Annotated in this window: 7 protein-coding genes and 1 rRNA gene; 2 read left to right on the plus strand and 6 right to left on the minus strand. The window is 61.5% G+C overall.

Annotated features, from left to right (window positions below):
* Window positions 1-69 precede the first annotated feature (69 nt).
* From FFA61_RS05960 to gatC, 5 genes are all read right to left on the minus strand, one after another.
* A 16S ribosomal RNA gene (locus FFA61_RS05960) occupies window positions 70-1,621 on the minus strand.
* A 534-nt stretch (window positions 1,622-2,155) separates the two neighbouring features.
* Window positions 2,156-3,607: an NAD-dependent malic enzyme gene (locus FFA61_RS05965; protein ID WP_005964600.1), complete on the minus strand. Its 1,452-nt coding sequence runs from the start codon at window positions 3,605-3,607 to the stop codon at window positions 2,156-2,158.
* A 397-nt stretch (window positions 3,608-4,004) separates the two neighbouring features.
* Window positions 4,005-5,501: an Asp-tRNA(Asn)/Glu-tRNA(Gln) amidotransferase subunit GatB gene (gene gatB, locus FFA61_RS05970; protein ID WP_005964603.1), complete on the minus strand. Its 1,497-nt coding sequence runs from the start codon at window positions 5,499-5,501 to the stop codon at window positions 4,005-4,007.
* Window positions 5,501-7,006 carry an Asp-tRNA(Asn)/Glu-tRNA(Gln) amidotransferase subunit GatA gene (gatA, locus tag FFA61_RS05975; protein ID WP_040314191.1) on the minus strand — a complete coding sequence of 502 codons (1,506 nt, stop codon included), beginning with the start codon at window positions 7,004-7,006 and terminating at the stop codon, window positions 5,501-5,503. Before gatA ends, gatB begins: the two co-directional genes overlap by 1 nt.
* Complete coding sequence (gene gatC, locus FFA61_RS05980; RefSeq protein ID WP_005964609.1) at window positions 7,006-7,302, minus strand: Asp-tRNA(Asn)/Glu-tRNA(Gln) amidotransferase subunit GatC; 297 nt, start codon at window positions 7,300-7,302, stop codon at window positions 7,006-7,008. Before gatC ends, gatA begins: the two co-directional genes overlap by 1 nt.
* 101 nt (window positions 7,303-7,403) lie before the next feature.
* On the opposite strand from gatC, the gene FFA61_RS05985 reads away from it, so the two are divergent.
* Entirely contained in the window at window positions 7,404-8,669 is a 1,266-nt protein-coding gene (locus tag FFA61_RS05985; RefSeq protein WP_005964610.1) for a phospholipase D-like domain-containing protein, read from the plus strand.
* Between the two features lie 103 nt (window positions 8,670-8,772).
* On the opposite strand, the gene ligA is transcribed toward FFA61_RS05985, so the two are convergent.
* Window positions 8,773-11,133: an NAD-dependent DNA ligase LigA gene (gene ligA / locus FFA61_RS05990; protein ID WP_005964612.1), complete on the minus strand. Its 2,361-nt coding sequence runs from the start codon at window positions 11,131-11,133 to the stop codon at window positions 8,773-8,775.
* A gap of 287 nt (window positions 11,134-11,420) precedes the next feature.
* Here ligA and FFA61_RS05995 point away from each other — a divergent pair, with 287 nt between their 5' ends.
* A complete protein-coding gene (locus FFA61_RS05995; RefSeq protein WP_005964614.1) occupies window positions 11,421-14,909 on the plus strand; it encodes an FHA domain-containing protein in 3,489 nt (1,162 codons plus the stop codon).
* Window positions 14,910-14,936 lie beyond the last annotated feature (27 nt).

Genomic DNA, 14,936 nt, shown 5'->3' on the forward strand with positions numbered 1-14,936 from the left:
AGAAACACCCACCCACACCACCAACACATGACAGCATGAAGCGAGCATCCCCACAACGAGGCTCCCTAGAAAGGAGGTGATCCAGCCGCACCTTCCGGTACGGCTACCTTGTTACGACTTCGTCCCAATCGCCAATCCCACCTTCGACCACTCCCCCCAGACAAACCGGTTAGGCCATGAGCTTCGGGTGTTACCAACTTTCGTGACGTGACGGGCGGTGTGTACAAGGCCCGAGAACGTATTCACCGCAGCGTTGCTGATCTGCGATTACTAGCGACTCCACCTTCATGGGGTCGAGTTGCAGACCCCAATCCGAACTGAGACCAGCTTTAAGGGATTCGCTCCGCCTTACGACATCGCAACCCTCTGTACCAGCCATTGTAGCATGCGTGAAGCCCAAGACATAAGGGGCATGATGATTTGACGTCATCCCCACCTTCCTCCGAGTTAACCCCGGCAGTCCCCCACGAGTCCCCACCACAACGTGCTGGCAACATAGGGCAAGGGTTGCGCTCGTTGCGGGACTTAACCCAACATCTCACGACACGAGCTGACGACAACCATGCACCACCTGTACACCCCCAACCAAATGCCACCACATCTCTGCAGCGTCAGGGCGCATGTCAAGCCTTGGTAAGGTTCTTCGCGTTGCATCGAATTAATCCGCATGCTCCGCCGCTTGTGCGGGCCCCCGTCAATTCCTTTGAGTTTTAGCCTTGCGGCCGTACTCCCCAGGCGGGGCACTTAAAGCGTTAGCTACGGCGCAGAAACCACGGGTGGCCCCCACACCTAGTGCCCAACGTTTACAGCGTGGACTACCAGGGTATCTAATCCTGTTCGCTCCCCACGCTTTCGCTCCTCAGCGTCAGTAACGGCCCAGAGACCCGCCTTCGCCACCGGTGTTCCTCCTGATATCTGCGCATTCCACCGCTACACCAGGAATTCCAGTCTCCCCTACCGCACTCAAGCCAGCCCGTACCCACCGCACGCCCCCAGTTAAGCCAGAGGATTTCACGGCAGACGCGACCAACCGCCTACAAGCCCTTTACGCCCAATAATTCCGGACAACGCTCGCGCCCTACGTATTACCGCGGCTGCTGGCACGTAGTTAGCCGGCGCTTCTTTACCCACTACCCTCACCACAACCCAAAGCTGCGGCTTGACCATGAGCGAAAGAGGTTCACAACCCGAAGGCCTACATCCCTCACGCGGCGTCGCTGCATCAGACTTGCGTCCATTGTGCAAAATTCCCCACTGCTGCCTCCCGTAGGAGTCTGGGCCGTATCTCAGTCCCAATGTGACCGGTCACCCTCTCAGGCCGGTTACCCGTCAAAGCCTTGGTAGGCCACTACCCCACCAACAAGCTGATAGGCCGCGAGCCCATCCCCCACCAAAAACACCCAAAAGCATCTCTTTCCACACACCCCCATGCGAAGACATGTGAATATTCAGTATTAGCAGCCCTTTCAGACCGTTATCCCAAAGAAGAGGGCAGGTTACTCACGTGTTACTCACCCGTTCGCCACTAATCAACGGTGCACGCACCGCATCATCGTTCGACTTGCATGTGTTAAGCACGCCGCCAGCGTTCGTCCTGAGCCAGGATCAAACTCTCCGAACAAAAACAAAAACGTCCAAGCCCAGAAAAACCCACCACACCACAACAGCACAGCAGGCAATCCCAACCAAAAACAACTCAAAAACAAAAAACAGGCATAAAAAACAAACACACTATCGAGTTCACAAACAACACCCCACACCCAACCACAACACCCCACAACAGAGCACCACAACCAGGCAAGGCAACCACCACAACCCCACAACCAGGGCCGCAGCAACAAAACACAAACCTACACACCCCCACCCACCCACGTCAAACCCACACAACGTAACACCCACCACACCCCACACCACCCACCCACACAACACACAACCAAACCCACCCCCACAAGCCACAACACCCCCCAACACACAACAACCCCAAACACAACACACAACAACACACCACCAAGCCAACAACTCAGGAACATCACCACAACGCCAAGAGCCATCCGAGATGAAGAAGCGGGGTGGGCACCTCCTTCAAGGTGCCCACCCCGCCCCAAGCGAGCGCTACGCCACTATCTGAGCGAATCGACCGCCTCAGTCCACCAGTTCAGCGCTCATCAGCTGAAAAGAGACCCCGGTTGTCGATGTCCTCCTGGATGGGAATGTCGATCGTCTCCAAATCGCGCACAGCCTGACGCACCGCGCGCGAGACCGCTGGCGCGACCCTCTCATCAAAAACACCCGGGATGATGTAGGAGGGGGACAGCTCCTCATCAGAGATCACCGAAGCGATTGCCACGGCCGCAACGCGAAGAACCTCGGTCGTGATCTCCTTGACCTTCGCGTCGAGGAGCCCACGGAAAAGGCCCGGGAAGGCCAGGACGTTGTTGATCTGATTCGGATAATCAGATCGGCCCGTCGCCACCACTGCGGCGTGCTGGGCTGCACCAAGGGGATCGACCTCCGGTGTCGGGTTCGCCAGCGCGAAAACGATCGCCTTATCAGCCATGGTTGCGATGTCTTGCGCATCGAGGATATCGCCGTGGGAAACACCAATGAACACATCGGCATCGCGCACCCCCTCCTTGAGGGAGCCGTGGACGAGCCTCGGGTTCGTCGCCTCGGCGAGGGCCTTGCGCGTCGGGTGCATTCCCTCAGTCTCATCTGCGGCGAGGGCACCACTGCGTCCGTATCCGACGATGTCTTTCGCCCCCTGGGCGAGCAGCAGACGGATGATCGCATTGCCTGCGGCGCCCACGCCCGACACGACAATGCGCACGTCCTCGATCTTCTTGTCGACGAGTTTGAGTGCATTAATCAGCGCGGAGAGGACCACAATCGCCGTTCCGTGCTGGTCATCGTGGAAGACGGGGATGTCGAGTTCGGCGCGCAAGCGCTCTTCGATTTCGAAGCATCGCGGCGCGGAGATGTCTTCGAGATTGATGCCGCCGTAGGCGGGGGCGATGGCCTTGACGATGGAGATGATCTCTTCGGTGTCCTTCGTGTCGAGGACGACCGGCCAGGCGTCGACTCCGCCGAACTCCTTGAAGAGAACCGCTTTACCCTCCATCACGGGCAGCGCCGCCTCCGGGCCGATGTCTCCGAGGCCGAGGACGGCGGTCCCATCGGAGACGACGGCGACGGTGTTCGCCTTCATTGTCAAAAGATGGGCTTTTTGAGGCATGTCGTGGATCGCGGTGCACACTCGGGCGACACCCGGGGTGTAGGCGCGCGAGAGGTCATCGCGGTTGCGCAAGGGCACCTTCGAGCGGATCTCGATCTTGCCTCCGACGTGGGACAAGAAAGTCTGATCGGCGGTCGAGGAGACGAACACCCCGTCGATCCCTTTCAGGGCCGCACGAACGCTTCGTCGATGAGTGGAATTCTCCAAGTCACAGGTGAGGTCGATGACGAGACGGCCGCGGTTGGATTCAGCGACATCGAGTCCGCGGACTTGTGCGCCCACTTCGGTGACGGCGTCAACGACCTTCGCGATGGAGGCGCGGGATTCGTCGATTTCGACACGGTAGGAAGCTGTGTAGGAGGGAGAAGTTCGCATGTCGTCCTTAGGGCAAGCGGCAAAGCCGCAGCTATTCGTTCAATCTCAATACTAAAAGGGCAGGAGTCTTCAAGTCTTGACAAGTGCGCATCGTGGACTGCACTCGTCTCCTTTCGCCCCTGAGCTCGCCGAAAAGGACGTGTTTGTACGCGCTGGCAGACAGCTCACTCGTGAATGTGGTGCGTCGAAGGCGCACCACACGCCCCGCAAGCCAGCGAAGAATCGAGGACCTTCCCAAGTGACAGCGAAACTCCACAGGTTCAAAGACGGCGAAGGCCGTGGGGATCTTGGATCCTCACGGCCTTCGCCTCAATCGGATTTCAGCTCTCGCAAGCTTTCAGCCCCGGTAACTCCAGCCCCAAAGGCTTGAATAACAAGAGCTTCAACTCCACGAGACTCAAACGCCCACCATCTCCATGATCAACTCACGCACACGCGCAGCATCAGCCTGACCACGCGTCGCCTTCATGACCGCACCCACCAGAGCGCCAGAAGCCTGGACCTTGCCTCCTCTGATCTTCTCAACGACTGCCGGATTCGCGTCGATCGCCTCTTGGACGGCCACCCTCAAAGCGTCCTCGTCAGAAACGACCTCCAGTCCTCGGGCTTCAACGACCTCGGTCGGCGAACCCTCACCCATCAAGACACCCTCGAGCACCTGGCGCGCGAGCTTGTCATTGATGCGACCGGAGTCGATCAAGCCCTGCAGTTCTGCGATCTGCGCAGGAGTGATCGGCATGTCTTCGAGCGCGGACTCGTTCTCCTTGGCGCGGCGGGAAAGCTCGCCCATCCACCACTTGCGCGCAGCCCCGGGCTCTGTACCGGCCTTGACGGTCGCCTCGATAAGTTCGAGCGCGCCCGCATTCACGACGTCGCGCATCTCCTTATCGGCGTAGCCCCACTCCTCGCGCAGACGACGGCGCTTCGCGACCGGAAGCTCGGGCAAAGCGGCTCGCAGTTCCTCAACCCATTCGCGTGCGGGCACGAGGGGAACCAGATCCGGTTCGGGGAAGTAGCGGTAGTCTTCGGCGTCCGACTTCTCGCGGCCCGCAGAAGTGGATCCGTCTTCCTCGTGGAAGTGACGGGTCTCCTGAACGACCGTTCCCCCGGCGGCGAGGATCGCTCCTTGGCGTTGCATCTCGAAACGCACCGCGCTTGCGATTCCTCTGAAAGAGTTGACGTTCTTCGTCTCCGAACGCACGCCCAGAGGAGAGTCCGGAGTGTCTCGAAGAGAAACGTTGATATCGGCGCGAACATTGCCGCGCTCCATCCTTGCCTCGGACACTCCCAGGGCGCGGAAAATGTCGCGCAGAGTCTGCACATAGGCGGCGGCAACCTCAGGAGCGCGCTCACCCGCTCCCGTGATCGGGCGGGTCACGATCTCCACGAGGGGCACGCCCGCGCGGTTGTAGTCCACGAGCGAATAGTCGGCACCGTGAATACGACCATCGGCGCCGCCGACGTGAGTGTTCTTACCGGCGTCTTCCTCCATGTGCGCGCGTTCGATTTCAACGCGGAACATGGTGCCGTCCTCAAGCTCGACATCGACATAGCCGTCGTGGGCGATTGGCTCGTCAGACTGCGAGGTCTGGAAGGCCTTCGTCAAGTCCGGGTAGAAGTAGTTCTTGCGCGCAAAGCGGCAGTACTCGGCGATCTCACAGTTGAGGGCGAGGCCGATCTTAATCGCGTACTCGACGGCGCGCTTGTTCACGACCGGGAGGCAGCCGGGCAGGCCCAGCGACACGGGGGTGACGAAAGTATTCGGGTCTCCGCCAAAAGCATTCGGGGCCGCGTCAAACATTTTCGTCTTCGTGCCGAGCTCGACGTGAACCTCAATACCGAGGACCGGGTCGTAGTTCTTCACGACCTGCTCGTAATCCATGAGCTCGCTCATCACTTCTCCTCCCAGGAAGCAGCCGGGCACACGGCCGCGACCTCGTCGCTGAGGGACTCGACGAGCCCCGCGACCTCGTACATGGTCTGATCTGCGCGTGCGGGCGCGATGATCTGGAAGCCGATCGGCAGGTTCTCACTGGACACGGCCACCGGGATGCTCATTGCGGGCACGCCCGCGAGGTTCGCGGGGATTGTCGCAACATCGTTGAGGTACATCGCCATCGGGTCATCGACCTTGTCGCCGAATTTGAAGGCCGTCGTCGGGGCCGTCGGGGAGACGAGGACGTCGACCTCGTTGAAGACGCGCTCGAAGTCGCGTTGGATGAGGGTACGGACCTTTTGCGCCGAACCATAGTAGGCGTCGTAGTATCCGGCGGACAAAACGTGCGTGCCGAGGATGATGCGGCGCTTCACCTCGTCACCAAAACCCGCCTCACGGGTCGCCGCCATGACGGAGGCCGCCGTAACCGGCCCCTCACTCGGCTCAACACGAATGCCGTAGCGCATCCCATCGAAGCGCGCCAGGTTCGAGGACACCTCGGCCGGCATGATGAGGTAGTAGGCCGCGAGCGCATAGTCGAAGCTCGGGCAGGAAACCTCATGGATCTCGGCGCCCGCTTCGCGCAGCTTCTCGACGCTCGCATTGAAGGCCGCGAGGACATCCTCTTGGTAGCCCTCGCCGGACAGTTCTTTGACGACGCCGACCCGAAGGCCCTTGATGGTGCGAAGCGCTTCAACTGCTGTCACAGTATCAAGGAGCGGAGCGACCGGCTCGTCCAGGCTGGTCGAGTCCAAAGGATCATGGCCTGCGATGAGTTCGGTGAGGATCGCAGCGTCGGACACCGTTCGGGTGACCGGGCCGATCTGGTCCAGAGAGGAGGCCATCGCGATGAGGCCGTAGCGGGACACCTGGCCGTAGGTCGGCTTCGCGCCGACTGTGCCGGTGACGGAGCCGGGCTGACGGATCGAGCCTCCCGTGTCCGAACCGAGGGCGAGAGGCACCATGAATGCGGCCACCGCAGCTGCCGAGCCGCCACCCGAACCTCCGGGGATTCGCTCAACATCCCAGGGGTTCAAAGTCGCGCCGAAAGCGGAGTGCTCGGTGGACGAACCCATTGCGAACTCATCCATGTTCGTCTTGCCGACAATGGGAAGGCCCGCTTCGTGGATGCGCTCGATCACGGTCGCATCGTAGGGGGGACGCCAATCGCCGAGGATCTTCGAGGCGCAGGTCGTCGGGATCCCACGGGTCACGATGTTGTCCTTCACGGCGATCGGAACGCCGGCAAGGCGGTGAAGGGCCTGCCCCTCAGCGCGCTTGGCATCCACCTCGGCCGCAGTCGCCAGGGCGCCCTCGCGGTCAATGTAAAGGAAGGCGTTGATCCTGGGGTTGAGTGCTTCGATGCGATCAAGGCAGGCACTCGTGAGTTCAAGCGAGGTGATCTCACCAGCTGCGAGCATGTCCGCGAGTTCGAGGGCGGACTTCTTGAGAAGATCGTTCATCATTCCTCCCCGAGGATCTGCGGAACGAGGAACATTCCCTCTTCAGAGGCCGGGGCCTGGGAGAGGACCTCCTCGCGGTCGAGGGTCGGGCTCACGACGTCCTCGCGCATAACGTTGGTCAAAGGGATCGCGTGCGAGGTTGCCGGAATGTCCGCGGTGGCGACCTCGGACACCTTCGCGACGGAAGCCGCGATGACGTCCAGTTCACCGGCGATGCGTTCGATCTCCTCGGGAGTCAATGCGATGTGGGCCAGGCCCGCGACGCGGGCGACCTCGTCAGTACTGATGCGTGACATGGGCTCGAGTCTACTCAATGACTCCGAACAAGCGTGACGCCGCTCGGACCAGGGGATTCCCTGAGGGACGAGGACGCCCAGCTCCTCGTATCCTTGGATGCATGACTCTACGACGCCCCCACCTTTTCACTGCCCGCACCTGGGGGATTGTGAAGAAGGTCGGCCTCGCTTTCGCGCTTTCTCAGGCGACCGCGATCGCGGCGATCCACACGATCGACCGCGTGCGCAAGGAGCGCATCCCGGGTGGGCGCCACGGTTTCCCCGTTCTCGCGCCCACTGACACTGCGATCGCATCGAACGAGGTGAGGACCTACACGGAGGGCCACTCACTCTATGCGGATATGCTCGACGCGATCGCCACTGCGAAAGACCACGTCTATTTCGAGACCTTCATCTGGCGTTCAGATGAGTGGGGGCAGCGCTTCAAGGATGCGATCATCGCGGCCGCGCAGCGCGGCGTCGAGGTCTACTGCGTCTACGACGGTTTCGGGGTGCTCAATCAGGATCCTCGTTTCTTCGTGTTCCCTGACCTTCCCCACTTGTGGGTGAAGAAGTTCCCGACGATCCGTTCGGGCCTGTTCACTTTGAATCTGCGCAAAACCGGGCAGGATCATCGCAAGATCCTCGTCGTCGATTCGAGGGTCGGTTTCGTTGGCGGATACAACATCGGCAATCCCTTCGCCGACGAATGGCGAGACACGCATGTGCGCGTCACCGGGGATGCGGTGTGGGAACTCGAAAACAGTTTCATCGACTTTTGGAACCACTTCAAGCCCCGACGCGCGCCTCAACTGCCCGACCGGGGGGCGCGCACCTGGGAAGCGGAGGTCACCTCCGCGATCAATATGCCCCAGCGGATCCTCTACCCGATTCGGGGCATGTACATCGACGCGATCGGACGCGCCACCGATCGGGTCCTCATCACGACCGCTTATTTCATCCCGGACAAGGAGATCCTCGAAGCCCTCATTTCCGCGGCGCGTCGAGGGGTTTGTGTGAAGGTTCTGATCCCCGAGTATTCGAACCACATTTTGGCCGACTGGGTCGCCCGCCCCTACTACGGGGCCCTGCTGCGCGAAGGCATTGAGATCTGGCTGTACCAGCATGCGATGGTCCACTCAAAGACCATGACAATTGACGGATTGTGGTCCACGATCGGCACCGCGAACATCGATCGGCTCTCAATGCGCGGCAATCACGAGGTCAATATGCAGTTCTATTCTTCTGAGCTCGCAACCCGCATGGAGGAGATCTTCGCGAACGACTTGTCGACCTCGCGCCGACTCACGGTGGAGGAATGGGAAGGGCGCAACCTGCTCACCCGCTTCACCGAGCACCTGCTGCACCCCTTCGAGTTCATGGTCTGATCCGCGCCGAGCAGGAGGTCCCAGCTTCTTGGAACACCGGCCTCGCTCAGCTGCTCAGTGCGCGCGAATCATGCGCATTGGAATCATTCGAAGCATACGGACATCATTCGAGGCCGAGGGCCGCTAGTCCCCCATCAAGCAGATCCTGGAATCGAGTCTCGTCAATGACGGGAACACCGAGCGCTTCCGCTTTCGTCGCCTTCGACCCGGCGCCGGGACCTGCAACGACCAGGCTCGTCTTCTTCGAAACGGAGCCCGTTGCTTTCCCTCCGCGAAGCACGATCGCCTCTTTCGCCCCTTCGCGGTCGTATCCGGGCATGGCGCCCGAAACGACAATCGTCAGGCCTTCGAGGACCTTCGACACCGCTTCAGTGGGCTCATCCTCCATGTGAACTCCCGCCTTTGCCCAGCGTTCCAACAGTTCATGGTGCCAATCGACCGCGAACCATTCGATGAGGGACTCACCAATGGTGGCGCCCACGCCCTCGACTTTCGACAGCTCCTCGAGCGTTGCGGCGCGAAGACTGTCCATTGAGTGGAAGGCGGAGGCGAGGGCCTTCGCAGCTGTGGGCCCGATGTGACGGATCGACAAGGCGACGAGCAGGCGCGCCAGAGACTGAGATTTGGCCTTTTCCAGTTCGGCGAGCATATCGAGGGTCGATTTCGAAGGCTGGGAAGGAGTCGGAATGAAGGCGGGCTCGTCCTTCTTCATGGAAGCCTTATAGGCCTTCGTCCAAAAGTAGCGGACCTGCATCCACTCCCCCGTGACCTCGCCCTCGACCTTCACGGGCCGCCACACGAACACATCCTTCAGCTCTCTCGCACTCAGATCGAAAAGATCTGCTTCACGGGTGAGAACTGGGCGGGCGGGTGGGGGTAGGAGGGCTTCGGCCGCGGCAAGACGCTCAGCAGGGGCCAGATGGTCGACCTCCTTGAGCAGGAGGCGCGTCCCGTCCTCGAGGATGATCGCGTGGCCGTCAACAAGTGCTGCTGCAACTTCCTCACGGGAAGCCTCCGGCTGGGTGAGGGCGAGCGCGGCCTCGTCCCCGAGACCTTCAATATCGAGGGCCGAACGGGCTCCGATATGGGCTACTCGCTCCGTGATCTGGGCTGGACACGCTTCCTTGTTCGGGCATCGAAGATCAACGTCTCCTTCTTTTTCGGCGGCGAGGGGCGCTCCGCATGAGGGACAGGTGCTCGGCATGATGAAAGGGCGTTCCTCGCCGGTGCGGGCCGCGAGCACGGGCCCGAGGATCTCCGGGATGATATCGCCGGCCTTACGCAAGATGACGAGGTCACCCAGGAGAACGCCCTTCCTGGCGACCTCCTGCGCATTGTGCAGGGTCGCTCGAGAGACCCTGGAGCCGTCAACGAGGACGGTTTCCATCACGCCATAGGGGGTGACGCGGCCGGTTCGCCCCACCTGTACACGAATATCGAGGAGGCGCGTGTGGACTTCCTCGGGCGGGAACTTGTAGGCCGCCGCCCAACGCGGGGCGCGCGAGGTCATCCCCAGGCTGCGCTGCAGGGCAAGATCGTTGATCTTCACGACGACGCCGTCGATCTTGTAGTCCAGGGAGTCTCGCGCATCGCCAAGTTCGCGGATGCGCTCAACAATGGCGCCGCGCCCTTTGAGTAGACGCGTGTGAACGGGGACGGGCAATCCCCAGGATTCGAGCCTGCGATACCAGTCGAATTGAGTGTCGGGCGCTTCGAAGCCGGAATCTCCCCGCTCGAGGAAGCCAACTCCGTGCGCAAGCATCGCGAGAGGGCGCTCGGCGGTCATCGCCGGGTCCTTTTGACGAAGTGATCCTGCGGCGGCATTGCGAGGATTCGCGAGCCGTGCTTTCCCCTGGGCTTCAAGGGCCTCGTTGAAAGCCTCGAAGTCCTTGAGTGGAATGTAGACCTCGCCGCGGATCTCCACTCGATGAGGAAAGGGGCCTCCATTCAAGGTTTGGGGAATCGTCTGGATCGTCGCGACATTCGCCGATACGTCCTCGCCCGTGTAGCCATCGCCGCGAGTCGCCGCGCGCTCGAGGCGCCCATCGACGTAGAGGAGGTTGATCGCCAGGCCGTCGATTTTGACCTCGGTCGTCATTTCGGGTTCGTCGATCCCCAGCTCCTTGGCGACGCGCTCTTCCCATTCGGCGAGTTCCTCAAAGGAGAAAACGTCGTTGATCGAGGTCATTTGCGCGAGGTGACGCACGGCGGCGAAATCGGAGCGCGCCGAACCTCCCACTGATTCCGTCGGCGAGTCGGCTCCAGCGAGTTCCGGGTGTTCGCGTTCGATGTCTTCGAGTTCACGGAAGAGGCGGTCGTAGTCCGCATCATCCATCTGGGGCGAATCGGAGTCGTAGTAGGCGTGACGCGCCTGCTCAATGACTTGTACGAGGGCATCGTGGCGCTCACGCACGGCCTGCCAGTGAGGGGTGTGTGCGAGGTCTTGGGATTCCGTTTCGCTCATGGCGTCATTCTCGCATCCGCCCACGGCATCTGCGGCCCGGGACCTGCCCCTCTCCGCGTCGGGGACGCTCCGCCACCTCCAAGCTCCTCCTCGTCCTCCAGATCCGCCCCTCCCCGCTTCGGGGATGCTCCTCTTCCTCGGGGCATTCCGCTCCCCCACGAGCGCTCCTCTCCGTTATCCACAGCCCCCTCCCTCCACGCTCCTTGCACACTCCGAGCCGAGGACGGATGCGCTTCATCCTTCTTCCAGGCGATTCTTCACAGCGAGGAAAACGTGGAGGAGGCGAAGTGGAAAGAGCAGCAGAAGCGACATGCCCTGCGCATGCCGGTGCTCGTGCAGCCCTGCGCTGCGAATATCACCTGGCCTGCATCGACGGCCCCGATACGGGGATCCTCATTCCGCTGCCCGCCGTCCTCGGACGCTCACAAACCCTGTCCCTTCATGACCCGTCCTTGTCTCGCGAGCACGCCTCGATCAGTGTGACCCCGGGGCGGCCTTCTCGCGTCGAGGTGTGCGACCTGGGCTCGATGAATGGTACCTCTGTCATCCACAGGGGCGTAGCTCGTTTTCTTCACTCCACTCGCCCCCAGCGAATGCGTCGAGGCGAACGCCTGCGCTGCGGAGCGGATGTTTTCGAGCTTCGCCACCGGCCCCCTCGTTTGGCGAAGGAGAAGCGTCAAACTCGAGGAAGGCGCTGGCTGATGATCCTCCCCTTCCTCTCTCTCGTGGTGTTGGGCGCACGTTTCCTCGCTTTCTCCGGCTCATCGTCTCGACTCGTTGCGCTCTTCACGAATGCGATTCTCGTCTGCCTCTTGATCGGCCTCGTTTTCTTCTTCTTGTCGTGGAGAAGACGAAGAAGGGCCCTCGCACCGCCCGACGAGGCTGGAACGGCTCTTCACCTCGCCCAAATGGCGGCCTCCTATTCGCCGCGCCTGCCCAGTGGTGTTCCCGGCCACGCAGGTAGTGCTCCTTTTGGATCTTCTGGTGGGCGTGCCTTTGACGAACCCATCATGATCCCTCTTCCTGGGGCGTCTCGCCCCTTGGGGATTGTGCCGAGCGCGAGCCTCGATTGCGGTACCCCTGCTTCACCGCGCAGCATCGGAGTCATTGGGGAAGGCTCACTCGAGGATGCTTCCCGTTTGGCCGCGGGACTCCTCCGGCGAATCGGAGGCGGGTGCCTCGTCCTCGCTGATGGTGCCCGCAAAGTGTTCGGCAGCGACAATGTCATTGTCGAGATCCTCGAAGCGGGACGCCCTACGCCCCACCTCCCGAAAGGGCATACGGGGCTTCCCCTTTGGAGGATCGTCGCCGCTCCAAGCATTCGTGAACTCCCGGAGTGGTGCGAACAGATCGTGTCCGCGAGCGGCAAGCCCCTCTCGCCCCTGTGGTGGGAACAATTTGGTGCGAATGATCCAGAGTCCCTTTTGCCTCCTTCGTTGGGACTCGCTGAGCTTCTTCACGATGTGGAAGCGTCCGAGCCCTTCCATTCCTTGACAGCTCCCCTTGGCGTCAACGCCCACGGTCCCCTCGTCTTGGACTTGGTTGCCGATGGACCCCATGCCCTGGTCGCGGGAACTACCGGCTCGGGCAAATCCGAAGCGCTTTTGACCTGGATTCGTGGAATCTGCGCGCGTCATTCCCCGCAGGAAGTGCGTTTCATCCTCTTCGACTACAAGGGAGGCTCAGCGTTTTCTCCTCTCGCAGGCCTTGCTCATGTGGATCGAGTGCTCACGGATCTGGATGCTTCTTTGAGCGCGAGGGCCCTGCGCGCACTGTCCGCTCTTTTGCGCAGGCGTGAAGGTGAACTCGCTGAACTCGGCCTACCGGATTACGCCGCGTGGGCGAGAGCCTATGAGCAGGGGCGCGTCGAGACGATCGGTCCTCGGATCGTCATTGTGATCGACGAGTTCCGCGCCTTGATTGATTCGCACGAGGATGGAAGCCGAGCCCTGGTGCGCCTTGCCGCGCAGGGGCGTTCGCTCGGGTTCCATGTGATCGCTGCAACCCAGCGTCCGGCGGGAGCGGTGAGTTCGGACATGCGTGCGAATCTCGAGTTGCGGATCGCTTTGCGGTGCCTGAGCCCCGCAGATTCGATGGATGTCATCGCCTCCGGGGCTAGTGCCGAGCTTGAGCGCATCCCAGGCCGGGCGATCATCGCCGATCGGGGGATCGTTCAATTCGCCATGAGCACCGGAGAGGAGCCGGTATTCACCGGGGGCGTACCCCTTAAGGGAGGCGAAGAAGCCTCCGGGGCCTGTGAGGGAGTCGCCAAAGGAGGCACGTGGGAGCGTCCTGAGCCTCTCCCCTGGGTTCCCCTGCCTCCCCTGGCGCCGGGGAGCCGTGAGCTCCTCATCGCCGAAGGCCGCGCCCGCACCAGTTCCTCGGGCTCTTATCGATTGCCCGCGCCGGGGACGGTCCTTGGCCTTGGCCTCGTGGATGGGATCGACGAGGGCGAGCACCGGCTCCTCCAATGGGATGGAGGCTGGGTAGGCCTCATTACGCCCCGAAGTGAAGAAGAGCTTGCTTCACGAGAGGCGATCGCGCTGGGCGCTCGCATTGCTGCAGCGCAGAATCTCCCCCTTCACGTGTGCGCTCCGATTCCACAGCTCGGCCAGAGAGGCTCGTCGAAGCCCCAGGCTGGAGAGACGCTCACTGAGCATCTTGCGCGTCTTCGCCGTGATTTTGGCGCCGCGACGTGGATTCCCTCAGATGAGGGCGCCGACCTTACGCTGCTCTTCACTGAAGTGAAGTCCGCGTGCGTCCTCGTCATTGCGGACGTGGAGCGTTCTCGTCGAGCAATGGAGAGCGCTTTCGGGCCTCTCGTCGCAGAACGGCTCTGGTCGGAGGGCCTTGATGCTTGTGCAGCGGCCTCAGGTGTTCTTGTGTGCGCAGCTCCGGGAGCGCGGATGAATGACCCGGTCCTCGCTCGCTGTTCGATGCGTTTTGAACGGCCCGATCCTCATGCGCCGCAGATGCGGCACATGCCTTCGAGGCAGGCTCTGGGCGATGAGCGCTGGGTGTGGAAGGAGGGGGATGTGCTGCGGATTCTTGCGCTGGTCAAGCCGTCGAGCGTGAAAACGCTCTGTTCCCCGGTGGCGCACAGAGCGACAGGAGATTCTTCTCCAAGGGATGCCCGACCTGGCTTCTCCTCGCGCCCGGCATTGGTGCCTCTGGTGCGTACCTGGGAGGAAGCGGCCTGCGAGTTCAGCGCAGCGCAAGGGATCATCGAAGCTCGCGAACTCAGGGCGACTCCCGAGTTCAATGGAGCGCGGCAAAGCCACACGGGAGCGCGTCAAAGAGAGGAGGGAGCGCCACCCCATGCGAGCAGAGCCAATGCCCGCTCTTTTCCTGTGTGCGAGATCCTGTGCGGCCCGAAGTGGCTCCCCTTAGAAGACCTGCTCTTCAGAGCAGATGAGCCCTGTCAATCGGCCTCGTCTTTCTTCGATTCCCCGTGGGTCATCGAGGGCGATGGAGGAAATCTTGAACATGCGCTTATCGAAATAGCGAGAAAACTCGGGAGAAATCCACCGAAAATCGTGAGTCACGGGGCCGAATCATGGACGAAGCCCCCTCCTGGAGCTGAAGTGAACTGGGTGCTCTTGTGCCCAAGCACCGAGCGTCTGCGTTCACTCTCTCGCGGAGCGCACCCTCTTCCCCTGCCGTATTCGGGCCGATTTTCCAGCGAAAATGCAGGTGTTGCCCGATTCCAGGGACGATGGACTCGGATCAGAGTCCTCCCCCACCAGGAGGGACGTGACCACTTCCACAGGGGTTAATAGGACCTTTATGCCGTAGACCTCTTG

The sequence above is a fragment of the Schaalia cardiffensis F0333 genome (assembly GCF_005886435.1).
Lineage (GTDB): Bacteria > Actinomycetota > Actinomycetes > Actinomycetales > Actinomycetaceae > Pauljensenia > Pauljensenia cardiffensis.